General features: G+C 69.7%; 19 protein-coding genes. 13 read left to right on the top strand and 6 right to left on the bottom strand.

Going from position 1 to position 23,145, the window contains the following annotated elements:
- Positions 1-5: 5 nt before the first annotated feature.
- On the bottom strand, positions 6-776 hold the full coding sequence (locus tag BLS95_RS21010) for a FadR/GntR family transcriptional regulator (protein ID WP_176993298.1): 771 nt from the start codon (positions 774-776) through the stop codon (positions 6-8).
- A gap of 150 nt (positions 777-926) precedes the next feature.
- Between BLS95_RS21010 and BLS95_RS21005 the strand changes: the two genes are divergently transcribed.
- The 4 genes from BLS95_RS21005 to BLS95_RS20990 are packed head-to-tail and all read left to right on the top strand — an operon-like array spanning position 927 to position 5,076.
- On the top strand, positions 927-2,174 hold the full coding sequence (locus tag BLS95_RS21005; protein ID WP_218135891.1) for an ABC transporter substrate-binding protein: 1,248 nt from the start codon (positions 927-929) through the stop codon (positions 2,172-2,174).
- Positions 2,175-2,178: 4 nt separating this feature from the next.
- Positions 2,179-3,075 carry a carbohydrate ABC transporter permease gene (locus BLS95_RS21000; RefSeq protein ID WP_090933762.1) on the top strand — a complete coding sequence of 299 codons (897 nt, stop codon included), beginning with the start codon at positions 2,179-2,181 and terminating at the stop codon, positions 3,073-3,075.
- The gene (locus BLS95_RS20995) at positions 3,075-3,902 is read left to right on the top strand and encodes a carbohydrate ABC transporter permease (protein ID WP_090933760.1); all 828 of its coding nucleotides are present in this window, start codon (positions 3,075-3,077) and stop codon (positions 3,900-3,902) included. The genes BLS95_RS21000 and BLS95_RS20995 overlap by 1 nt, the downstream gene beginning before the upstream one ends.
- A gap of 25 nt (positions 3,903-3,927) precedes the next feature.
- Positions 3,928-5,076 carry a mandelate racemase/muconate lactonizing enzyme family protein gene (locus BLS95_RS20990; protein ID WP_218135890.1) on the top strand — a complete coding sequence of 383 codons (1,149 nt, stop codon included), beginning with the start codon at positions 3,928-3,930 and terminating at the stop codon, positions 5,074-5,076.
- A 59-nt stretch (positions 5,077-5,135) separates the two neighbouring features.
- Here the strand turns inward: BLS95_RS20990 and BLS95_RS20985 are convergent, their stop codons facing one another.
- A complete protein-coding gene (locus BLS95_RS20985; RefSeq protein ID WP_090933756.1) occupies positions 5,136-5,876 on the bottom strand; it encodes a FadR/GntR family transcriptional regulator in 741 nt (246 codons plus the stop codon).
- 311 nt (positions 5,877-6,187) lie between these two features.
- Between BLS95_RS20985 and BLS95_RS58010 the strand changes: the two genes are divergently transcribed.
- From BLS95_RS58010 to BLS95_RS20950, 7 genes are all read left to right on the top strand, one after another.
- The gene (locus BLS95_RS58010) at positions 6,188-8,542 is read left to right on the top strand and encodes an RICIN domain-containing protein (RefSeq protein WP_090933754.1); all 2,355 of its coding nucleotides are present in this window, start codon (positions 6,188-6,190) and stop codon (positions 8,540-8,542) included.
- A gap of 110 nt (positions 8,543-8,652) precedes the next feature.
- Entirely contained in the window at positions 8,653-10,104 is a 1,452-nt protein-coding gene (locus BLS95_RS20975; protein WP_090933752.1) for a sugar ABC transporter ATP-binding protein, read from the top strand.
- Positions 10,105-11,112: an ABC transporter permease gene (locus BLS95_RS20970; RefSeq protein WP_090933750.1), complete on the top strand. Its 1,008-nt coding sequence runs from the start codon at positions 10,105-10,107 to the stop codon at positions 11,110-11,112.
- Complete coding sequence (locus BLS95_RS20965; RefSeq protein ID WP_090933748.1) at positions 11,109-12,059, top strand: ABC transporter permease; 951 nt, start codon at positions 11,109-11,111, stop codon at positions 12,057-12,059. Before BLS95_RS20970 ends, BLS95_RS20965 begins: the two co-directional genes overlap by 4 nt.
- The gene (locus BLS95_RS20960) at positions 12,046-13,281 is read left to right on the top strand and encodes an ABC transporter substrate-binding protein (protein ID WP_090933746.1); all 1,236 of its coding nucleotides are present in this window, start codon (positions 12,046-12,048) and stop codon (positions 13,279-13,281) included. Before BLS95_RS20965 ends, BLS95_RS20960 begins: the two co-directional genes overlap by 14 nt.
- A gap of 56 nt (positions 13,282-13,337) precedes the next feature.
- Positions 13,338-14,171 carry a sugar phosphate isomerase/epimerase family protein gene (locus BLS95_RS20955; protein ID WP_090933744.1) on the top strand — a complete coding sequence of 278 codons (834 nt, stop codon included), beginning with the start codon at positions 13,338-13,340 and terminating at the stop codon, positions 14,169-14,171.
- 40 nt (positions 14,172-14,211) lie between these two features.
- The gene (locus BLS95_RS20950) at positions 14,212-17,691 is read left to right on the top strand and encodes a ThuA domain-containing protein (RefSeq protein WP_090933742.1); all 3,480 of its coding nucleotides are present in this window, start codon (positions 14,212-14,214) and stop codon (positions 17,689-17,691) included.
- A gap of 180 nt (positions 17,692-17,871) precedes the next feature.
- On the opposite strand, the gene BLS95_RS20945 is transcribed toward BLS95_RS20950, so the two are convergent.
- From BLS95_RS20945 to BLS95_RS20935, 3 genes are all read right to left on the bottom strand, one after another.
- On the bottom strand, positions 17,872-18,054 hold the full coding sequence (locus BLS95_RS20945; protein ID WP_090933740.1) for a substrate-binding domain-containing protein: 183 nt from the start codon (positions 18,052-18,054) through the stop codon (positions 17,872-17,874).
- A 764-nt stretch (positions 18,055-18,818) separates the two neighbouring features.
- Positions 18,819-19,442 (bottom strand): NADPH-dependent F420 reductase, encoded by a 624-nt coding sequence (locus BLS95_RS20940; protein WP_090933738.1) that lies wholly within the window; start codon positions 19,440-19,442, stop codon positions 18,819-18,821.
- 33 nt (positions 19,443-19,475) lie between these two features.
- A complete protein-coding gene (locus BLS95_RS20935; protein WP_090933736.1) occupies positions 19,476-20,210 on the bottom strand; it encodes an SDR family NAD(P)-dependent oxidoreductase in 735 nt (244 codons plus the stop codon).
- A gap of 144 nt (positions 20,211-20,354) precedes the next feature.
- On the opposite strand from BLS95_RS20935, the gene BLS95_RS20930 reads away from it, so the two are divergent.
- Positions 20,355-20,996 carry a TetR/AcrR family transcriptional regulator gene (locus BLS95_RS20930; RefSeq protein WP_090933734.1) on the top strand — a complete coding sequence of 214 codons (642 nt, stop codon included), beginning with the start codon at positions 20,355-20,357 and terminating at the stop codon, positions 20,994-20,996.
- 302 nt (positions 20,997-21,298) lie between these two features.
- Here BLS95_RS20930 and BLS95_RS20925 read toward each other — a convergent pair whose 3' ends face one another.
- Complete coding sequence (locus tag BLS95_RS20925; RefSeq protein WP_090933732.1) at positions 21,299-22,210, bottom strand: LysR family transcriptional regulator; 912 nt, start codon at positions 22,208-22,210, stop codon at positions 21,299-21,301.
- Positions 22,211-22,523: 313 nt separating this feature from the next.
- On the opposite strand from BLS95_RS20925, the gene BLS95_RS20920 reads away from it, so the two are divergent.
- Positions 22,524-23,114 (top strand): NADPH-dependent F420 reductase, encoded by a 591-nt coding sequence (locus BLS95_RS20920; protein WP_090933730.1) that lies wholly within the window; start codon positions 22,524-22,526, stop codon positions 23,112-23,114.
- Positions 23,115-23,145 lie beyond the last annotated feature (31 nt).

Below are 23,145 nucleotides of genomic sequence, written 5' to 3'. Positions count from 1 at the left end.
TCGTGTCAGCGCCGCAGGCGCACGGGATCGGCCGTTCCGCTGCGGCGCACGATCCAGGCCTCGGTGATGTGCTGGAACATCGCCTCGGCGGCGCCCTCGGGATCGTGGGCGGCGATGCGCTCGTAGATGCGGCGGTGGCCCAGGTTCGACGCCACGCACAGGGCCCGCTCGGTCCGGCCGAGGTACCGGGCGGTGTTGACGACCTGGCCTTCCAGCGACCGCACGACGCCACGCGCGATGCGGTTGTCCGACGCCCGCATGATCGTGTCGTGGAAGGCGCGGTCGCTCTCGGCGTACGTGACCGGGTCGTCCACGAGCCCGTCCATCTGATCCACCAGGGCGCGCAGCCGTTCGATGGTGTCGGGCCCGGCCAGGCGGGCGGCGACGTTGGCCATGTCGGATTCCAGCACGCGCCGCGTGACGACGAGGTCGTCGAGGATCGCCAGGCTCTCGTCCTCGGCGATGGTCGCGCTGAGGACGAGCTCGTCGAGCATGTCCCACATCGCCGGCGGGGTCACCATGGTGCCGGAGCCCTGGCGGACCTGCACCAGCCCCTTCTCCTGAAGGATCTTGACGGCCTCCCGCACGACGGTGCGGCTCACGGAGAACGCCTCGCACAATGCGGGCTCGGGGGGCAACGAGGTTCCCGGCGGGTGCACACCGCGCACGATGCGCTCGACCAGCTCGGCCGTCACGGCTCTGGCGAGACTGGCCGGGCGGCGTACCCAGGCCGGTTCCGCCGGGACACTGCCGGCTGTTTCCCGCGATGCCGTCATTTCGCCTCCGGTGACCTGGCAAGCAGTATACGCGAACCCCCCTTGTCGTAAGACGTCATACGAATTACGTTTGGCCTCAGTCGGCCGGATCCGGCGGCCACTCCCGGGAAGCGGGCAACGATGAAGCAGCGAACGTTATGGTCGGCTCTGATGGTCGCGGCACTGGCCGTGGCGGGCTGTGGGAGCGCCACCCGGACGGAGTCCCCGCCCGGACAGGCGCAGCAGAAGCAGCAGAAGCTCGTGGTGTGGGACTGGAAGTCCGGTGAGCCGGTCGCCGCGGCCTACATCGAGCAGGCCAAGGCGGACTTCGCCAAGCGGCATCCGGGGGTCACCGTCGAGTTCGTCGCCCAGCCGTTCGACCAGTACTACACCCTGCTCGGCACGGCGATCCAGGCCGGCAAGGGGCCCGACGTCATGCTCTTCAACGGAGGAGGGCAGATCCGCGACCGGGCAGATGCCCTTCTCTCGCTGGACCAGTACCTGGCCCAGGACAAGAGCCGGCTGGCGGGCTGGGACGCGTTCAGCAAGGACGGCAAGGTCTACGCCGCGCCGGTGACCCTGCAGGGGCACCCGATCTACTACAACAAGGCACTCTACGAGCAGGCCGGTCTCGACCCGGCCGCCCCGCCCAAGACCTGGAGCGAGTTCGTCAGCGGCTGCGCCGCCATCAAGAAGGCGACCGGGGCAGCCTGCTTCGCGCTCGGCAACAAGGAGGGCTTCGGCATCCAGTTCTTCCTGTCGGGCCTCGGGTCCGGCGTCCTCACACCCCAGGAGTACGACGACTGGATCGCCGGCAAGCGCGACTGGACCTCTCCTGGCGTCAAGCGGATCTTCGAGCTGTGGAAGGACGCCGGCGACAAGGGGCTCAACAACGACGGCGCCAACTCCACCGCGATGTTCACCGACGTGTTCCGGGTCTTCGAGACCGGTAAGGCCGCTCACATCATCGGCCTCATGTCGGACATCGGGCACTGGAACGACTTCAAGGAGTTCCTGCCGCCCGACAAGATCGGCGTCATGCAGGCTCCGGTCGTCACCGACGGGGCCACCCCGAGCCTCCCGTACGACGGCGGCATCGGCTACGCGGTCGCGAAGTGGACCAAGGCCCCCGACCTGGCCGCCGATCTGGTGCGATCCCTGACCTCGACCGGCGCCCTGACGGCGTTCTACGGCAAGGCCGGCGCGATCGTGTCCGACACGACGATCGACGTCTCGCAGGCCGGCCCGGCCGTCGCCACGATCGCCTCCGGGATCAAGAGCGGCAAACCCGCCCTGCACGTGGCGCTGTCCTCCAAGACCCTCGACCTGATGGGCAGGCTGTCCCAGCAGCTCCTGAGCGGGTCGACCACGGTGGACAAGGCTCTGGAGCAGCTGGCCGCCTCCGACCGGAAGGGCTGACCGCGTGCGGATCGCAGGCCCCTCGTCGTCCGCCCGCAAGGCGCGCGCCGAGCGCCTGGCTCCCTACGTCCTGGTCGCCCCGGCCGTACTGATCATCGTGGCGCTGCGGCTGTGGCCCTTGGCCCTGGGCGTCAACTTCTCCTTCACCGGTGACGGCGAGCTCAACGGCACCCCCGTCGGGCTGGGCAACTATCTGGAGCTGGCCGGCGACCCGCTGTTCCACATCTCGCTGCGCAACGTCGGGCTGCTGGTGCTGCTGCTGCCCCTGGCGGTGGCGATTCCGGGCCTGCTCGCGACCTTCATCTACCTGCGCGTGCCGGGCCACCGGGTCTACCGCAGTGTCTACTTCTTCCCGGCCGTGCTCTCACCGGTGATCGTCGGCGCGATCTTCAACCTCATGCTCGGGTACGACGGCCCACTGAACTCCCTTCTGGGGTCGATCGGCGCCGGCCCCGTCGACTGGCTCGGCGATCCGGGCATCGCCATGTTCACGGTCGTGGGCGTGCACGTCTGGGCGACGTTCGGGATGGCCCTGGTGGTGTTCCTCGCGGGATTCAGCACCCTGGACTCCTCGCTGCTGGACGCCGCCCGCGTGGACGGCGCGTCGCTCCGCCAGAGCATCTGGCACGTGATCATCCCGAGCCTGACCCGCACCATCCAGTTCGTCTTCGTGACGACGATGATCGGAATGCTGACGTCCATGTTCGGCCTGCTCTTCGTCATGACCAGCGGCGGCCCGGAAGGGGCCACCTACCTGCCGGAGTACTACATCTGGCACCAGCAGGGACAGATGAACCGGCCGGCGCTCGCCTCGGCCGCCTCGACCGTGCTCTTCGTCGTCATGCTCGTGGTGGGGCTCCTGCAGATCACCCTGCTCCGTCGCGCGGGGAGGCAGGACTGATGCCCGGGGCACGCCTGGCCAGGTGGGCGGCCGCCGTTCCGATGGCCGGTCTCGCGCTGGCGACGATCTATCCACTCGTGTTCACCGCCAACGTCGCGATGAAGACCCGTCGCGACTACGTCCTCGACCGGTTCTCCCCGGCGGGTTCCCTGCGCTGGGACAACCTCGCCGAGGCGTGGACCGGCGCCGGGATGGCGCGGTACTTCGTCAACTCGTTCGTCATCGTCACCTGCGCCGTGGCGCTGCTGCTCCTGCTGGGGTCGATGGCGGGCTTCGCGCTGGCCCGGCTGCGGTTCCGCGGTTCCTCGATGATTTTTCTGGGCTGTCTCGCGGGGCTGTTCATCCCGTTCCAGGTGATCATGGTCCCGCTCACCCGGGTCATGGCCGACAGCGGGCTCATCGACACCTATCCGGGACTGATCCTGGCCTACGTCGCCCAGTACCTCCCGTTCACCGTCTTCCTGATGACGAGCCATTACCGGACCATCCCTGCGGAGATCGTCGACGCGGCCAGGATCGACGGCAACACGGTGTACGGCGTGTACCGGCGGATCATGCTCCCGCTGGGCGTGCCGGCGCTGCTGTCGGTCGGCATCCTCGACGCTCTGTTCTGCTGGAACGACGTGCTCATCGCCCTGCTCATGATGCCGTCGCCGGAACACCGCACCCTCATGATCGGGGTCAACGCCCTGCGCGGGCAGTACACCGACGACGTTCCTGCCTTCGCCTCGGGTGTCCTGATCGCCGCGGTACCCGTGCTGATGATCTATCTGTTCCTCCAGCGGCAGATCGCCGACGGCGTCACCGCCGGTTCCACGAAAGGCTGACATGCGGATCACGGGGTATCGCACCATGACGACGGTCCAGGAATGGGGCCGTCCCGTCGGGGACGTCAACGGCGTCTTCGCCGACGGAGCCGTCCCGGTGCCGCTCGTCCTGGTGGACACCGACGAGGGGATCACCGGCGTCGGCCTCGGGCCGCACGTGGAGATCGAGACCGTCTTCGCCGCGATCGAAGGTGAGGATCCGCGCGGCGTGACGGCGCTCTACGACCGCATGCTGCGGCGGACCTTCAAGGCGGGCCACGCCGGTGCCGTCTTCGGCACGATCGGCGCGCTCGACACCGCCCTGTGGGACATCAAGGCCCAGGCGGCCGGTGAGCCGCTCTGGCGCCTGCTCGGCGGGCGCGACCGGGGGGTGCCCGCCTACGCCTCCGGCCTCGACATCGGCCTGACCGACGACGAACTCGTCGCGGTCTACCAGATCTACGCCCAGTACGGGCTCCGCGCGGCCAAGATCAAGGGCGGCCTCGACATCGAACGCGACCGGCGCCGTCTGACGCTGGTCCGGGACGTCCTGACCGAGGCCGGGCGCGGCGCGCGGCCGGGCCTGATGCTCGACGTGAACGAGGCCTGGACCCGCAAGCAGGCCGTCCGGCACGTCTGCGAGCTCGAACGCACGCTGGATCTCACGTGGATCGAAGAGCCGGTGCGGCGGTGGGACGCCGAAGGCCTGGCCACCGTCGGCCGCGGGATCCGCGCCTCCGTCGCCACGGGGGAGAACCTCACGGGGCTGGAGCAGTTCCGCCCGCTGCTGGCCGCGGGGGCCGTGGACATCGTCCAGACGGCCGCCGTCTGGGGGGTGTCCCACTTCCTGCGGGCGTCCGCGCTGGCGCACGCACACGACCTGCCGGTCAGCCCGATCGGCAACACGCCCGTCGCGCTGCTGCACGCTGCCACGTCGGTGCCGAACCACCTGGCCAGCGAGTTGCAGGATCTGCAGCCGCCACTCGGACTGTCACTCGACCTGCGCATCGAGGGCGGCACGTTCATCCTCGGCGACTCGCCGGGCCTCGGCGTCACGGTCGACGAGCGGGCGATCAACGCGTTCCGCCGGCCTGCCGCCGGCCCCGCCGATGGCCCCCACATCCGGCCGGAGGACGCCGGACGGCGGCTGCTGGCGGTCGCCGACCACTCCTCCCCGACGCGGTCCCCGGGATGAGCGGAAGCCTGCCCCGCTCCCGCTCGCCCGGGCAGGCCGACCCGTCCGGGACGGATGCCTCAGTGGGACGAGAAGAAGAGGCGCTGCTGAATCTCCCTGCGGTAGTCGTCGAGGGTGTTGTCGATGTGCCTGGCTGCGGCCTGCGCGGCCGCTTCGGGATCGCCGGCGCGAATGGCCTGGTAGATGGCCTCGTGCTCCTCGACGGCCTTGGCGGCGTGCCCGCCCACCGAGCCGCGCAGGCCGATCAGGCTCGACTGCGCCTGCAGCCTGCGGGCCTCCCGCACGGCGACCTGCAGGAACATGTTGTGCGAGGCCGTGGCGATGGCGGTGTGAAAGGCGTCGTCGCCCTCGTTGAACAGGTCCTCGCGTCCGGTCTCGAAGCCGTGGCGGCACACGCCGGCCGCTTCTTCGACGGCCCGCAGCTCGGCAGGGGTGGCCCGGCGGGCGGCCAGCCGGCTGGTTTCCATCTCCTGCGCCCGGCGGAACTCGAACAGCATGTAGACATGGTCAAGGTCGGTCGGCAGGAAGAAGGACCCCCAGCGCCCGGTGCCGAACATCCCTTCGTCGTCGGCCACGTACAGGCCGCGGCCCTTCTGGGCGCGCACCCGGCCGAGCGCGGAGAGTATCTTCACCGCCTCGCGCACCACGGTACGGCTGGTGCCCAGCTGCTGGGCCAGCTCGTTCTCGGTCGGCATGCGATCGCCCGGACGCAGGCCGAGCCGGACGATCAGTTCCAGCACCTGCTCGGCCGCCACCTCATAGCCCGGCCGGTATCCGCTCTCGCGCGGAGTGTCGGTCACCGTGTTCCCTTCTTGCCGTTCCCCGCATGAGTATGACCGATGAGCCGGGCCTCCCCGCGACGCATGCTCCGCGATGAGTACGACACATATGAACGGTTCATCTGCGACCGATCGGCGTAGAGGATGCGCAGGTGCCGATGTTCCTGCTGGTAAATACAGGTGCCGATTCACTCTGGTCGTACGCTCAATGTGCGAATCGTGAAATAAGCCCGCCTAATCTCTTGACGGGCCCCCATGATCCGAAGGTAATTAGTAGGCAGGCCGGCGCCCCTACCCCCAAAGGAACGACTGTGCCCTTACCTTCGCCCGTGATGATGCCGAGACCCGCCCTGGTCGGCCTCGTCACCGCCGTGCTGGCCGCGGCGTTCGCCCTCATCGCCCCCGCCCCTCCGGCCCTCGCGGCCACCACGACCCTCTACGCCGCGCCCGCCGGCACCGGCGCCGCCTGCACCTCCACCCAGCCGTGCTCGCTGGCCGCGGCGCAGACGGCGGTCCGCTCGCTGAACGTCGCGATGTCCGGTGACATCGTCGTGGTGCTGGCCGGCGGGGTGTACCGGCTCTCCACGCCGCTCCGGCTGACCGCCGCCGACTCCGGCAACAACGGCTACTCCGTCAAGTGGCAGGCCGCCGCGGGGGCCGTTCCGGTCATCAGCGGAGCCAGGGCGGTCACCGGCTGGTCGCTGGCCGACTCCGGCAGGAACATCTGGCGCGCCAACGTCGGCGCCGGGATCGACACCCGGCAGCTGTACGTCGACGGCATGCTCGCCACCCGGGCGCGCACCAGCGTGAACCGGTCCGACTTCACCGCGAGCAGCACCGGGATGAGGTTCACCAGCAGCGCGCTGAGCTATCTGAACAACCTCGCCAACCAGGGCCGGGTCGAGATGGAGAGCGTCGGCTCGTTCACCGACCGGTACGCGCCGGTGCAGAGCATCAGCGGAAACCTCATCACGATGCGGCAGCCCGCCTGGAACAACAACAACTTCGGATACGACACCTTCTCCAGCCCGCACCGGGCGGGGCCGCTGTATCTGGTCAACGCCTACGAGTTCCTCGACGCGCCGGGGGAGTGGTACCTCGACTCCGCGACCGGCGCCCTGTCCTACATCCCGCTCGCCGGGCAGAACATGGGCAACGTCAGCGTGGAGCTGCTGGTGCTGCAGTCGCTGGTGCAGGTCGGAGGCACCTATGACGCGCCCGCGCACCACATCACGTTCAGCGGGATCACCTTCACCGGCACGAGCTGGCTCGGCCCCAGCGGCAACCAGGGCTTCGTGGACCAGCAGACCGGCGCCTACATCGCCGGCAACTGGAGCTGGCCCGACTTCACCTCCTGCCACCAGGGCTGCCGGCAGTTCGAGGCGACCCGGCCGAACTGGTACCAGATGCCCGCCGCCGTGCAGGTCTCCGCGGCGAACACCATCACCTTCACCGACTCGCGCTTCCTCAACCTGGGACAGACGGCCATCGGCATCGGCAACGACGCCAACGCGCACGCCAGCGGGGTCGGCCTGGGCGCCGGCAACATCACGGTCACCCGGTCGGAGATCGCCCGCAGCTCGGCCGGCGGCGTCGTGGTCGGCGGCGTGCGCGCCGACGCGCATCACCCGAGCGACCAGCGGATGGTCAACCGGAACATCACCATCAGCCACAACCGCATCCACGACCTCGGCCTGGACCACCGGGGCATCGTCTCGGTCCTGACCACCTACGTCACCGGCACCGACGTGTCCCACAACGAGATCTACAACCTGCCCTACACCGGCATGTCGATCGGGTACGGCTGGGGCGCCAACGAGCCGGGCGGCAGCACCCACTACGCCGACCGCGGCCTGTACGACTTCCAGCCGCGCTACACCACGGCCACCACCGCCTCCGGCAACCGGCTCGTCGGCAACTACGTGCACGACGTCATGCAGCAGATGACCGACGGCGGCTGCATCTACACGCTGTCGTGGAACCCGGGTGCGGTGATCAGCGACAACCACTGCCTGCGCACCAACGGCTGGTTCGGCATCTACTTCGACGAGGGCTCCAGGTACTACACCGTCAGGAACAACGTGCTGTCGAACACCGGCACCTGGGCCACCGCCAACTACTGGTACGGCGAGAACATGGGCAACTTCACCGTCACCGGCAACTGGTCGACCAACGGCAGCACCAACGTGACCAACGGCGACCGCGGAAACGTGGTGAACAACAACGTCACCGTCGCCAACGGCGCCTGGCCGGCCGGCGCCCAGGCCGTGATCGCCGCCGCCGGGCCCGGGGGCGAGCCTTCGGGCGGCACGAGCGCGTTGAAGGGCGTGGGGTCGAACCGGTGCCTGGACGTGAACGGCGCCTCGCAGGCCAATGGCGCGGTGGCGCAGCTCTGGGACTGCAACGGGCAGGCGAACCAGCAGTGGACCAGTACCAGTGCCGGTGAGCTGCGGGTCTATGGCGGTAAGTGCCTGGACGTGACCGGTGCTGGGACGGCAGACGGTACCGCGGTGATCATCTGGGACTGCAACGGCCAGAACAACCAGAAGTGGCGGCTCAACGCCGACGGCACGATCACCGCCGTCGGCGCGAACAAGTGCCTGGACGTCGGCGGCACCGCCAACGGCACCAAGGCACGCATCTGGACCTGCAACGGAGGAAGCAACCAGCGCTGGACCCGCGTCTGAAGCAGTCCGTCCCCCAGGGTGGCCGGCGCACGCCGGCCACCTCCCTCCGTATCCCGCGTCAGGAGACTCATGAGGTTGCGATCCACCGTTCGGCCACGAAGGCAGGCCAGATGCTGAGCATGCGCGGCATCGGCAAGAGCTTCCTGGGCGTGCGGGTGTTGTCCGGGGTGGACCTGGAGGTGAGGGCCGGCGAGGTCCACGCCGTCGTCGGCGAGAACGGCGCCGGCAAATCCACCCTCATGAAGATCATTTGCGGGGTCCACGCGCCGGACGAGGGCCTGATCGAGATCGACGGGAGGCCCGTCTCCTTCGGCCATCCGCTCGAGGCGCAGCGCTCCGGCATCGCGATCATCCACCAGGAGTTCAACCTGCTGCCCGAGCGCACCGTCGCCGAGAACGTGTTCCTCGGGCGCGAACCCGTCAGGCGCGGCCTGGTCGACCGTGCCGCCATGGAGAAGGCGACCGCCAGGCTCCTCGACGAGCTGGGCGAGGGACCCTTCGGCCCCCGCGACACCGTCAAGCGCCTGCCGGTGGCCCAGCAGCAGATCGTCGAGATCGTCAAGGCGCTGTCGGTGAACGCCCGGCTCCTCGTCATGGACGAGCCCAGCGCGGCGCTCGCCGAGCACGAGGTCGAGCTGCTCTACCGGCTGATCGGGCGGCTGAGGGACCGAGGCGTCGCCGTCGTGTACATCTCCCACCGATTACGCGAGGTGTTCGACCTCGCCGACCGGGTCACCGTGCTCAAGGACGGCGCGCGCGTCACCACGCTCCCGATCGGCGAGGTGACCCGCGACGAGCTGATCCGCCTGATGGTGGGCCGCGACCTCGGCACCTACTACCCGCCCCGCTCGGCGGGCGCCGGCGAGGTGCGGCTCAGCCTGCGCGGGGCCGGCAACCACAAGCTGCGTGACATCGATCTGGAGCTGCGCGCCGGGGAGATCGTCGGCATCGCGGGCCTGCAGGGGTCGGGCAGGTCGGAGCTCGCCAAGGCGATCTTCGGCGCGGAGCCGTTCACCACGGGCGAGATGACCCCTTCGCGCCCGCGCTCGGTCCGGGAAGGCGTGGCCCTGGGCATCGGGCTCGTGACCGAGGACCGCAAGGCCGAAGGGCTCGCGCTGCGCCAGTCCGTACGCGACAACGTCCTGCTCGTCGCCCGCGCGGTCGGCGCCGGGAACCGCGCCGGGAATCGCGCCGGTGTCCGCGGCCTGCTCGAACGGGTGCGCCTGTCGCCCGCGCACCGCGAACAGGAGGTCCGCTACCTGTCCGGCGGCAATCAGCAGAAGGTCGTCCTCGTCAAATGGATGACGATGGCGCCACGGGTGCTGCTGTTCGACGAACCGACCCGGGGCGTCGACGTCGGGGCCAAGGCCGCGATCCACGACCTGATGCGTGAGCTGGCGAACGACGGCATGGCCATCATGATGATCTCGTCCGAGCTGCCCGAGCTCATCGGCATGAGCGACCGCGTCGTCGTCCTGCGCGACGGCCGCGTCGCGGGCACGTTGCCGGCCGGGGCCTCCGAGGAGGCCGTCATGCGCCTGGCCGCGGGAGAGGTGACCTGAGTGGACCTGCTCACGCGCGCCCGCCGCCCCGCCCGCCGGTCGTACGGCGGCCTGGCGAGCCACCTGCGCGACCCCGCGCGGGTGGTGTTCCTCGCGCTGTTCGGCCTGGTCGCGGCCGGCTGGGCCCTCGTCGCATTCGACGGCGGCCAGTTCCTCACCCTGGAGAGCGTCGTCGGGATCCAGCAGCGTTCCGCGGCCCTCGGCATCGTGGCGATCGGGCAGACGCTGGCGATCCTGGCCGGGTCGCTCGACCTGTCGGTGGCGTACCTGATCAGCCTGACCTCGCTGGTCGCGGCGGAGATCATGGCGGGCCAGGACCGGAACGCCGGGCCGGCGATCGCCGCGGTGCTGGCCATCAGCGCGCTGGTGGGACTGGTCAACGGGCTGGTCATCACCCGGCTCCAGGTCCACGCCTTCATTGCCACGCTCGGCGTCGGCCTGATCATCAAGGGCGTCGTCGACCACCTGTACGACGGACCGGCGGGCAAGGTGCCCGAGTCGTTCCAGCTCCTCGGCTACTCGCGCGTCGGTCCGATCCCCGTCTCCGCCATGCTCTGGGCGGGCGTGGCCGTCGTGGCCTGGTTCCTGCTGAGCAGGACCCGGCTGGGCTACCGGATCTACGCGGTGGGCGGCAACGAGGAGGTCGCCCGGCTGTCCGGGATCCGCACGTCCCGCGTCATCGTGATCACCCATGTGCTGTGCTCGTTCTGCGCCGGCATCGCGGGCCTGCTGCTGGCCGCCAGGCTCGGGGCGGGAGCGCCCACGGTGGGCACCGACGGCGGGTACGAGCTGGAGTCCATCGCCGCGGTCGTGCTCGGTGGGACAGCGCTGGCCGGAGGCAGAGGCGGGGTCGCAGGAACCGTGGGCGGGGTCCTGCTGCTGGCCGTCCTGGACACCCTCTTCAACCAGCTCGAGGTCAACTCCTTCGCCAAGGACGTGGTCCGCGGCGCGGTCATCGTCATCGCGGTGGCCGTCTACGCTCGACGCGGCACGAGGCGGGTGGCATGAAACGGGCACTTCCCATCCTCGCGGTCCTCGTGGTGCTGCTGGCCGCGATCGCGATCGCCAACCCCTTCTTCCTGGAGCCCGCCGGGTTCCTGGCGTTCCTCAAACGGGCCGCGCCGCTGGTGATCCTCGCCGCGGGACAGTACTTCGTCGTCGTCTCCGGCGAGTTCGACCTGTCGGTCGGCTCGCTGGTGACGGCCGAGGTGGTGATCGCCGCGCGGCTCATCGACGGCGACGAGTCGGCCACCTGGCCGGTCCTCGCCCTGCTGATCGTCGCCGGGCTGCTCGTCGGCCTCGTCAACGGCGTGCTCACCACCAAGCTGCGGGTGCCGTCGTTCATTGTGACGCTCGGCATGCTGCTCGTCCTCAGCGGGGCGGTCTTCCTCTGGACCGGTGGCGCGCCGCGCGGTGCGCTGTCGGAGGGCTTCAGGACGTTCGGCCGCGGCGGCCTCGGGACGCTGCCGTGGTCGGTGCCGATCCTGCTGGTCGCGGGCGCGGCGGCGATCTGGCTCATGCGCGCCGACTTCGGCAGGACGTTGAAGGCCACCGGCGACAACGAGCGTGCCGCGGCACTGTCCGGGGTGCGGGTCGACCGGGTCAAGATCTTCGCCTTCATGCTCTCCGGCCTGTCCGCGGCCGTCGCGGCCATCCTGCTCGGCGGTTTCGCCGGAGTCTCGGCGCAGGTGGGCCAGGGGCTGGAGTTCTCCGCCATCACCGCGGTCGTCCTCGGCGGCGTGGTGCTCGGCGGCGGCCGCGGCTCCGTGCTCGCCGCCATGGCCGGGGCGGTCACGTTGGAGGCGCTGTTCACCCTGCTCAACCTGTACGGGGTCTCGGGGGCGCTGGAGTCCACCGTGCAGGGCGTCATCATCATCGCCGCGGTCGCGGCAGGAGCCATCCGGCTTCCCCGGAAACCCACCCCCCGAAGAGGAGACGCACATGCCGCGTCCTAAGGCCGCAGTCGCCGTGCTCACCGTGCTCACCGTGCTCGGCGCACTCGTCGCCGCCGGTTGCACCACGGACAAGCCGACGGCCACCACCTCGTCCGCGGCGCCCGCCGCGAGCGATCAAGCTTCCGGCACGGGCGATCAAGCTTCCGGTACGGGCGCGCAGTCGAAGTTCTTCGTACAGGCCGACTTCGACGCCCAGCTGGCCATGCGCTCCCAGACGCCTGAGGGCCCCGCGAACAAGCCCTGGGAGCAGGCCATCGCCCCGAAGATGATCGACACGGCGCGGTACAAGAAGGACGGTCCGTACCACCTGTGCTTCTCCAACGCGGCGGTCAACAACCCCTGGCGCCAGGTCGGATGGAAGACGATGCAGGCCGAGGTGGGCCTGCACGAGGAGATCGAGAAGTTCACCGCGCTGGACGCCGAGGGCAAGGACGACAAGCAGATCTCCGACATAGCCGAGCTGCAGGCCAAGGGCTGCGACGCGCTGATCGTCTCGCCGAACACCACGGCGACGCTCACCCCCGCCGTGAAGGCCGCCTGCGGGAAGGTGCCCGTGATCGTGTTCGACCGGGGCGTGGAGACGGACTGCCCGGTGACGTTCATCAAGCCCATCGGCGGCTACGCCTTCGGCGCCGACGCCGCCGAGTTCCTGGCCGAGAAGGTACCGGCGGGCGGGAAGGTGCTGGCGCTGCGCATCCTGCCCGGCGTGGACGTGCTGGAGACCCGCTGGTCGGCGGCGAAGGTGGTCTTCGACAGGAGCCGCCTCCAGGTGGTGGGGGTGGAGTTCACCGACGGCGACGCCGCCAAGACCAAGAGCATCGTCAGCGACTACCTCCAGCGGCACGGCACGATCGACGGCGTCTGGATGGACGCGGGCGCCACGGCGGTGGCCGCGATCGAGGCGTTCGAGGACGCCGGCCTGCCGGTGCCGCCGATCAACGGCGAGGACCAGCAGGACTTCCTGCAGAAGTGGAAGGACACCGGCCTCACCGCCGTCGCGCCCACGTACCCCACCTACCAGTGGCGCACCCCGGTCATCGCCGCGCTGAAGATCCTCAAGGGCGAGGAGGTGCCCGAGATGTGGAACCTGCCGCAGCCGAAGGTCACCAGCGAGAACCTGCCGGCCTACCTCAAGCCCAACATGCCGCCTCTGCACTACGCGCTGTGCGGGTGCGAGGACCTGCCCGGCTTCCCGGAGAACTGGGGCGGGAAGAGGAGCTGACCGGCTCCTTCCCCCTGACGACCCCCTGACGACCCCTGACGAGGAGGAGGAACGCCATGTTCTCCATCGGAGTGAACACCTGGGTCTGGGTCTCCCCGCTGACCGACGACGACCTGGCGCGGCTCGCCCCCCGCATCGCCCGCTGGGGCTTCGACGTCATCGAGCTGCCCGTCGAGCGGCCCGGCGACTGGGACCCGGACAAGGCCGCGGCGGTGCTGGCCGAGCACGGGCTGACCGCGTCCGTGGTGCTGGTCATGCCGCCGGGGCGCGAGCTCGTGGCCGCCTCCCCGCAGACCGTCCGCGACACCCAGGACTATCTGCGGCACTGCGTCGACGTGGCGGTGACCGTCGGCTCACCGGTGATCGCGGGGCCGGCGTACGCCTCGGTCGGCCGCACGTGGCGGCTCTCGCCGGACGAACGCCGGGCGGTCTACGCCGAGCTGCGTGAGCGGCTGCGCCCCGTCCTGGACCACGCGGCCGGGCGCGGGGTGAAGCTCGCGGTCGAGCCGCTCAACCGGTACGAGACCAGCCTCCTCAACACCGTCGAGCAGGCGCTCGACGCCCTGCCGGAGGACTGCCACCTGGCCCTCGACGTCTACCACCTGAACATCGAGGAGAAGGACCCCGCCCGGGCGGTGCGGGCCGCGGCGGATCGCCTCGCGCACGTGCAGGTGTGCGGCACCGATCGCGGCACGCCGGGGGCCGACCGCTTCGACTGGCCGGGCTTCACCCGGGCGCTGCGAGACGCCGGCTACGAAGGCCCGCTCGTCATCGAGTCGTTCACCGCGCACAACCGGACCATCGCCACCGCGGCCTCCATCTGGCGGCCTCTCGCGCGCAGCCAGGACGCCCTGGCCGTGGACGGCCTCGCCTACCTGCGCGCGCTCTGAACGTTCCCACCGTTGCCGGCACCCCCTCAGGAGATCCTTCATGCGAAGATCACGCCTGTTCTGCGCCCTGGTCGCGGCCTTGTCCGGGCTGCTGCTGTCATTGTCGCCGCCGGTCGCGCACGCGGCCGCGCCCCAGTTCAAGGTGCTGCTGTTCACCGAGACGGCGAGTGGCGCCTTCCGGCACGACTCCATCCCCGCCGGCGTCGCGATGTTCCAGCAGCTGGCGGCCGACAACGACTTCCAGCTCGACCACAGCGAGGACTCCTCCGTCTTCACCGCCGCGACGCTGAGCAGCTACGACGCGGTGATCATGTTCCAGACCAACGGCATGGTGTGGGACAACGACGCCCAGCGCCAGGCCTTCCAGTCCTACGTACGCAGCGGCCGTGGCGTCGTGGCGATCCACAACGCCACCGACATGAACATCGAGGCGCAGTTCCCCTGGTGGGACCAGGTCGTCCTGGCCGGCGCCCACATGACCGCGCACTCGTCGATCCTGCAGGGCACCGCCAAGGTGGCCGACCAGGCCCACCCCGCCACCAAGGGGCTGCCGGACCGGTGGGTGCGCTCGGAGGAGTGGTACAACTTCGACAAGAACACGCGGGGCTCGGTGCACGTGCTGGTGACCGCCGACGAGACCACCTATGACGCGGGGCCGAGCAGGATGGGCGCCGACCACCCGATCTCCTGGTGCCACAATCCGGAGGGCGGCCGGGTGTTCGCCACCGCGATGGGCCACCAGACGTCCTCCTACGCGGAGCCGCTGTTCAAGCAGCACCTGCTGGGCGCGGTGCGGTGGGCGGCGGGCGCGGCGTCCGGCGACTGCGGCGGCACGGTCGCGGCCCGCTTCCAGAAGGTCACCCTCGACGGCGCGCCGGACCAGCCGATGGAGCTGGACGTGGCCGCCGACGGCAGGGTCTTCTACATCTCGCGCTCCGGCAAGGTGAACCTCATCCCCGCCAACGGCGGGGGCACGCGCGTCATCGGCACCCTGCCGGTTTACGACGGCGGCGAGGACGGCGGCATCGGGCTGGCGCTGGACCCGGGCTTCGCCACCAACGGCTGGATCTACGTCAACTACTCGCCCGCCGGCGGCGGCGAGGTGAACCGCGTGTCGAGGTTCACCTTCAACGGCACCGGCCTCGACCTGGCGAGCGAGAAGAAGGTCATCGAGGTTCCGGCGTACCGCAACGTCGACGAGCCCGGCCACACCGGCGGCTACCTCGCGTTCGGGCCGGGCGGGAACCTGTACATCGGCCCCGGCGACGACACCAACCCCAACGGCTCCAGCGGCTACGCCCCGATCGACGAGCGGCAGGGCCGGGAGCACTACGACGCCCAGCGGTCCTCGGCCAACACCAACGACCTGCGCGGCAAGATCCTGCGCATCCACCCCGAGCCCGACGGCACCTACACGGTCCCGTCCGGCAACCTGTTCGCGCCCGGCACCGCCAGGACCCGGCCGGAGATCTACGCGATGGGCTTCCGCAACCCGTTCCGCTTCTCGGTCGACAAGGTGACGGGCTGGATCTCGGTGGGCGACTACGGCCCCGACGCGGGCGCCGCGAACCCCGACCGCGGCCCCGAGGGCACCGTCGAGTGGAACCTGATCAAGCAGCCGGGCTTCTACGGCTGGCCGTACTGCGTCGGCAACAATCTCCCGTTCAACGACTACAACTTCGCCACCGGCACCTCCGGCGCGAAGTTCGACTGCTCGGCGCCGGTCAACAACTCGCCCAACAACACCGGCCTGACCAGCCTGCCGGCGGCCAAGCCCGCGACCGTGTGGTACAACTACCACGCCTCGGCCGAGTTCCCCGAGATCAACTGCTGCGGCGGCGCCGCCCCGATGGGCGGCCCCTTCTACCGCTACGACGCGACCGGCGGATCGGACCGGAAGTTCCCCGCCTACTACGACGGCACGCCGTTCTTCTACGAATGGAGCCGCAACTTCGTCAAGGAGTTTCGCCTGGACTCCTCGGGCAACCTTCTGAAGATCAACCCCTTCGTGGCGCAGCTCGCCCCGCGGGCGCCCATCGACATGAAGTTCGGCCCGGACGGCGCCCTCTACATGGCCGACTGGGGCAACGGCTTCGGCCACGCGAACACCGACGACAGCATCTACCGCATCGACTACGTGGCCGGAAACCGCGCGCCCCTGGCCAAGGCGAGCGCCAGCCCCGACTCGGGCACGGCGCCGCTCACGGTGGCCTTCTCCTCGGCCGGCTCGGCCGACCCCGACGGCGACGCCATCACCTTCGCCTGGGAGTTCGGCGATGGCGCGACCTCCACCAATGCCAACCCATCCCACACCTACACCGCCAACGGCACCTACACCGCCAAGCTGACCGTACGGGACGCGGCAGGCAAGACGGGCAGCGTCACGGTGCCCGTCGTCGTCGGCAACACCCGTCCCAAGGTGGCCTTCTCGGCTCCGCCCGACGGCGGATTCATCGACTTCGGCGACCAGGTGGACTACACGGTGAACGTCACCGATGCCGAGGGCGGCGCCATCGACTGCGCCAAGGTCAACGTGATCACCGCGCTCGGCCACGACCAGCACGCCCACGACACCGGCCAGTACACCGGGTGCACCGGGACGGCCACGACCTCGGCCTCCGGTCATGACGAGGCCTCCAACGTCTACTACGTCCTGGCCGCCGACTACACCGACTCCGGCGGCCTGAAAGGCTCCGCCGGTATCACCCTGCAGCCGAAGCACAAACAGGCCGAACACTTCACCGGCTCGTCCGGGATCCGCGTCATCGACGAGTCCGGAGCCGAAGGCGGCAGGCGCATCGGTGACATCTCCAACAATGACTGGATCTCCTTCACCCCGATCAGCCTGTCCGGCATCGACACGGTGTCCTTCCGTGTCTCCGCGCCGTCCGGCACCGGGGCCTCCATCGAACTGCGCGCCGACTCGCCGACCGGAGCCCTCCTCGCCACCAGCACCGTGCCGGCGACCGGGGGCTGGAACACCTACGTGTCGCTGCCCGCGGTGCGGGTCACCGACCCCGGCGGCACACGCAATGTCCACGTCGTGTTCAAGGCGCCGTCCGCGAACGCGTTCGACCTGGACTCCATCACCTTCAACGGCAGGGGCGTCGGCCAGGATGACGGCTCGCCCCCGGACACCACGACCGCGCTGCGAGGCGCCGGGTCGGGCCGGTGCCTGGACGCCGGGTCCTCGCAGGCCGACGGCACACAGGCGCAGATCTGGGACTGCAACGGGCAGGCGAACCAGCAATGGACCACGACCAGCGCGGGCGAGCTGCGGATCTATGGCGGTAAGTGCCTGGACGTGACCGGCGCCGGCACGGCCGACGGCACCGCAGTGGTCATCTGGGGCTGCAACGGCCAGAACAACCAGAAGTGGCGCCTGAACGCCGACGGCACGATCACCGCCGTCGGCGCGAACAAGTGCCTGGACGTGCCCGGCAACGCCACCGCCAACGGCACCAAGCTGACCATATGGTCGTGCAACGGCGGCGCCAACCAGCGCTGGACCCGTTCCTGACTCCGGCCACGGCGGGGGCCGTCGCCGGATCTCCTGGCGACGGCCCGCGCCACGGTCAGGACGCCTGCCTCAGCGACATCACCGTCCAAGGCGAGCACGCCGTCATCGGGCACGGTCAGCGTGTACCCCCGGAGCGAGCCGGCGACCCCGCCGGCGGCCTGAGACAGCCGGGACGACGGCTCAGGCGGTCGGGGGAGGGGCGGTGCTGTCGCGTATGACGAGTTCGGCGGCCGGCTCGACGCGGCTCTGCGCCAGCGGCTCACCCTGGGCCAGGGTCAGCAGCATCGCCGTGGCGGCGGCCATGTCGGTGAGGGGCTGGCGGATGGTGGTGAGCGGGGGGATCGCCCATCTCACCGACGGCATGTCGTCGCGAGGCGGGCCCGGCCAAGGACGGCATCACCACCCTCGGCGAGGCCGTCCTCCGCGCCATCCCCGGCGGCGGCATCAAAGCCCAGAAGGGCACCTGCGTGTCCGTGGCACTGGTCACCGGCGTGGCCGCCCTGCTGGTGAGCATGCAACGCCATCGCGGTCGGCCCCTCGATCGGCTCGCGTGCGCGACGCGCTGCCGGCCACCGCCCGCCCCTGCACCCCCGACCAGGCCCACGGCCGCCCCGAGCGGTGCCTGAACGGCTACCTCGACCTGCGCGCCGCCGCCCCCCTGTTCCCCGACCTGCCGCCGCTGCTGCCCCACCTCCCACCGGCTCCCCCAGCCGTACGCTCCGAGGCCCCGCCGCCACCGGCAGTTCCAAAGGCGGCATCGCGGCTCAGCGTGCGCCTGGTCACTCTCGCCGACCGGCCTGACTTGGCCGCTGCCGGTCCCGCCGGCCAGCAGGAGGAGTCCACGTCCGGGGCGGTCAGCACGCCCTGTTCGATGATCTGCGCCTGGCCGCCGTCAATGCCGGACCTCACCGTCGCGCACGCGAGTACGGAACAAACGCGCAGAGGACTGCTGACAATCCGGTGCTTCACAGTCCTCTGCACAGAGCCGCGAATGCCCAGGACGTCCGTGCACGCGACTTCAGAAAGTGACAGTACTGGCATTCAGCCGCACCCGGCTGGTCGCCGTCGCGGCGACGGTCCACAGCAGCACCGGGTCGAGGTAACGCTTCATCTGCGGCGGGTACGGCTCAGACGGGAAGTTCGGTGATGCTGAGGGCGAAGTCCAAGTTCCCCACCCCGTGGTTGGCGAGGCCCACCGTGACCACGCCCGCTCCTTCCAGCCAGTGCGCCATTTTCAGGCCGCCGACGTCCAGCGGGCGCAGCCCGAGGCTCTCGATGAACGCCTCCACACTTGCCTTCGCCTGCGCATTATCGCCGGCGATGAAGACGTCGGGCCGGCCCTTCTCCAGGACGTGGCGGAAGATGGTGTTGAACGCCTTCACCACGCTGGCGCTGGCCGGTGCCACCTTGGCGACTTCCTGCGCGATCGAGGTCTCCTCGCGGTGGGCTAGCCCGTCGAACGTGGAATTGAAGGGATTGCTGATGTCGACGATGACCTTGCCCGCGAGAGCGTCTCCGTACTGGGCGACGACCGGCACGACACCGTCGTACAACAGGGCCACGATGACGATGTCCCCGGCCGGGGCGGTGCCCCATTCTCCTGTTGTGGCGCCGCCGCCGAGAGCCTTGGCCAGGTCAGCAGCCTTGGACTGATCGCGGCCCATGACCTCGACGGTGTTGCCGCCCGCTATCGCCCGCGTGCCGATGGTGCGGGCCATGTTCCCGGTGCCGATGATGCTGATGTTGCTCATGAGATGTCCTGCCCTGGTTGTGCGTTGTTCGGTTCAGATGGCGGTGGTGCCGCCGTCGACGACGAGTTCCATGCCGTTGACGTAGCTGGAGTCGTCGGAGGCGAGGAAGAGGGCGACGGTGGCGATTTCGTCGGGGCGGCCCATCTGGCCGCGGGGGATGAGGGACTCGAACTGGCGCTTGGTGGCCTCGTCGAAGAGTTCTTCCTGCTTGGCGGTGGCGACCTGGCCGGGGGTCAGGACGTTGACGCGGATGCGGCGGTCCTTGAGCTCGTTGAGCCAGACGCGGGCCCAGGCCTGCTGGACGGCCTTGCTACCGGCGTAGACGCTCCAGCCGGGGAAGGCGCCGAGTGAGGCGTTGGAGCCGGTCATGAGGATGGAGCCGCCGTCGTTGAAGAGCGGGAGGGCCTTCTGGACGGTGAACAGGGTGCCGCGGGCATTGAGCCCGAACCAGGTGTCGAACTGGGCCTCGGTGATCTCGCCGAGCGGGGCGGGCTCGCCCCCGCCTGCGCTGGCCCACAGCACGTCGAGGCTGCCCTTCTCCCGCTTGACGGTGTCGTACAGGCGGTCCAGGGCGTCCAGGTCGGCGGCGTCGCCCTGGACGCCGGTGACGTTGCGGCCGATCTGCTTCACGGCCTCGTCCAGGGCGTCCTGGCGGCGGCCGGTGATGAAGACGTGCGCTCCCTCGTCGACGAACAGCTTCGCGCCGGCCAGCGCCATGCCGCTGGTGCCGCCGGTGATGACCGCGACCTTGCCGTCAAGCTTTCCCATAGTCGTTCCCTTGAGTCGTTGGTGCCGTGCGCACCTGTGGTGACGGTGTTATGTACACCGTTCTGTGTGCTTACGGTACGGGGCAGGTGGCCGGGACGCAAACTATGTACACCGGTCGTTACCCAGCTGCGGTACGGTGGATCCATGACGGAGTTGGAGAAGGGCCCCACAGGCCGCCGCCGCGGCCGGGGCGCCCGCGAGCGCATCCTCAGCGCGTCCCAGCAGCTGTTCCGCGAGCAGGGCATCAACCGCACCGGCATGGACCAGCTCTGCGCGGCGGCCCAGGTGTCCAAGCGCACGGCCTACCAGCACTTCACCGGCAAGGACGAACTCGTCGCCGAGTACCTGCGCCGGTTCGACCCCTCCGTTCTGTCCGGTGTGTTCGACCGCACCGACCTCACGCCCCGCGAACGGCTCCTCGCCGCCTTCGACATCCCCCCCACCACCCCCCTGTGCCCCTACATCGGCGCCGCCGTCGAACTCCACGACCCCCAGCACCCCGCGTCCCAGTACGCACGCGACTACAAGAAAGCCGTCGCCGCGCGGCTCGCCGACACCGCCCGCGAAGCCGGCGCCGCCGACCCTGAACAGCTCGGCGAACAGCTCGCGCTGCTCATCGACGGCGCCGCGGCCCGCACCCGGGTCCTCAACGCCGACGCCTTCCCCACCGCCGCCGCCATCGCCGCCGTCCTCATCGACAACGCCATCCCCACGTCATCTCCTCGGCAGCCCAGCGATGACCGCGGAACTACCGGGTCTGCTCCCGTTCCGGTGGGAGGCCAATGACGGCCCGATCACGCCTCGTCGGCCGGAAGACGACGTCGAGTTCGGCGCGGCCTAGATCACGCCGTACAAGGGCAAGAACGAACCCGACTCGCAGAAGGTCGATCGACTCGCCAAAGCCATCCACGTGCTACAGACCTACGAAGCAACCGTAGGATGAAAAAGGTTCTTTCATTACTGCAGAGGCAGCCGCGCGGCGATGTCGATTCTCGATGTACGCGAACGTAGCCTTCGCCGTCGCACATTAATGCCTTCGCCTTTGCTGTGGCGCTCTCTGTTGGCTCTGATGTCGTCGGTCGAACTGATCAACCGTGTTGTGAAGCGGCACCGCTTGCCAGCTGCCACATTTCATCGTTCCCGCATTCTGCGGTGATCTCGGCCGTCGCGTGAGCTGCGGCGAGGAAGTCGTTGACCACCGGTGAGGTGCGCGATGCCGCCACCGCGAGGCACACCTGGTCGGGCGCCAGATCCGTGACGGGCACATAGCGGACTTCCGGGTGTGAGTAGAACACGGCTGTCGAACGGGCCAGGAACGAGATGCCCCGGCCGGCCGCGACATGTTCGAGCGTCTCGTCCACCCCGCGCACCAGGTATCCGGCGTTGGGGTGCGGGCGCTTGGTGGGCTGGGTGCTCGTGTCGGGGTGCCAGAGCAGCGGCTCGCCGGCCAGGTCGGCCTCGGTGATCTGTTGCTTGCCGGCGAATCGGTGGCCGGCGGGCAGCACCGCCACCCGCGGCTCGGTGTACAGCGGGGTGACACGCAGGCCGGTCTCGTCGATGGGCAGCCGCACATAGCCGACGTCGATGCGGCCGTCGAGCAGCATCGCGGCCTGGTCGTCGGACTCGATCCGCTGCACGTCCACGATCACGTCCGGGTGCCGGATGGCGAACTCCCGCACCGCGGCGGTGGCCGTGATGCCCGCGCGGAAGCCGACCATCAGCCGCTGGCTGCCACGCGCGGCCACGGTCACCCGGCGGCGGACCGCGTCCGCGGAGGCCAGCAGCGGGCCGGCGTCGGTCAGCAACTGCCTGCCGGCGTCGGTCAGCGCCACGCCGTGGCTGTCCCTGATCAGCAGCGGGGTGCCAAGATCCTGTTCCAGCGCGCGGATCTGCCGGCTGAGCACCGGCTGTGCGATGTGCAGGTCATCGGCGGCGCGGCCGAAGTGCAGCCGGTCGGCGACGGCGACGAAGTAGCGCAACTTGCGCAGGTCCAGATCCATGGAGCCCCCCGGTACGGCGATGCCTCCAGGGTATCGCCATCGCTGAAATAGGTCTTGGACACCCGCTCAGACTAATGAAATCCTCAATAGGTACCCGGGGGGCCGGAGCGAATCCGAAACAAGAATTCGACAAGTAGGTCCCCGGAACTTGAATTAGCACGTCTTTGATTGGCCCAGGCCCGTCGTGTCATTCGATGGCATCGACGACACGACCATTAACAACAACGGGGTGGGCGTGGCGTTCTGCCCAGATATTCCACTCCAGAAAGCAGGCACTCCATGAGCAGCATCAGCATTATCGGCCCTGGGGGGTATGGGCCGCGCCATTGGCGCCCGCGCGGTCGAGAGCGGCCACGTCGTCGAGGTCGTCGGTCGTGACGCGGCCAAGGCCAAGGACCTGGCCGCCGCGCTCGGCGGCGGCGCCACGGCCGGGACATTCGGCACCGCCCCAGCCGGCGACATCGTCATCCTCGCCGTGCCGAACGCCAGCGCCGTGCCGGTCGTCGCCCAGTACGGGGACGCGCTGGCCGGCAAGGTCATCATCGACATCACCAACCCCATGAAAGCCGACGCCACCGGGCTGACCACCCCTGACGGCACTTCCGCCGCGCAGGAGATCGCCAAGGCCGCCCCGGCGAGCGCGCACGTCGTGAAGGCGTTCAACACCGTCTTCGGCCACGTCCTGGCCCAGGGGCGCCCATTGGACGTGCTCTTCGCCGGCGACGACGCGCGGGCCAAGGCAAGCGTATCGGCGTTCATCGAGAGCCTCGGGTTGCGCCCCCTGGATGCCGGAGGCCTGGAGATGGCGCACTGGCTGGAAGGGACGGGCCTGCTGATGATCAACCTGGCCCGCCACGGCGTGGGGGACTTCGACTTCGCCCTCGGCGTCAGCAATCTCCCTTGAGCACAGCCGCCCCACCAATTCTCGCGCCTCA

This window comes from Nonomuraea jiangxiensis, assembly GCF_900099965.1.
In the GTDB taxonomy this organism is placed as follows: domain Bacteria; phylum Actinomycetota; class Actinomycetes; order Streptosporangiales; family Streptosporangiaceae; genus Nonomuraea; species Nonomuraea jiangxiensis.
The sequence above is the reverse complement of the archived record's forward strand: the minus strand, read 5'-3'. Positions and strand labels throughout refer to the sequence as shown.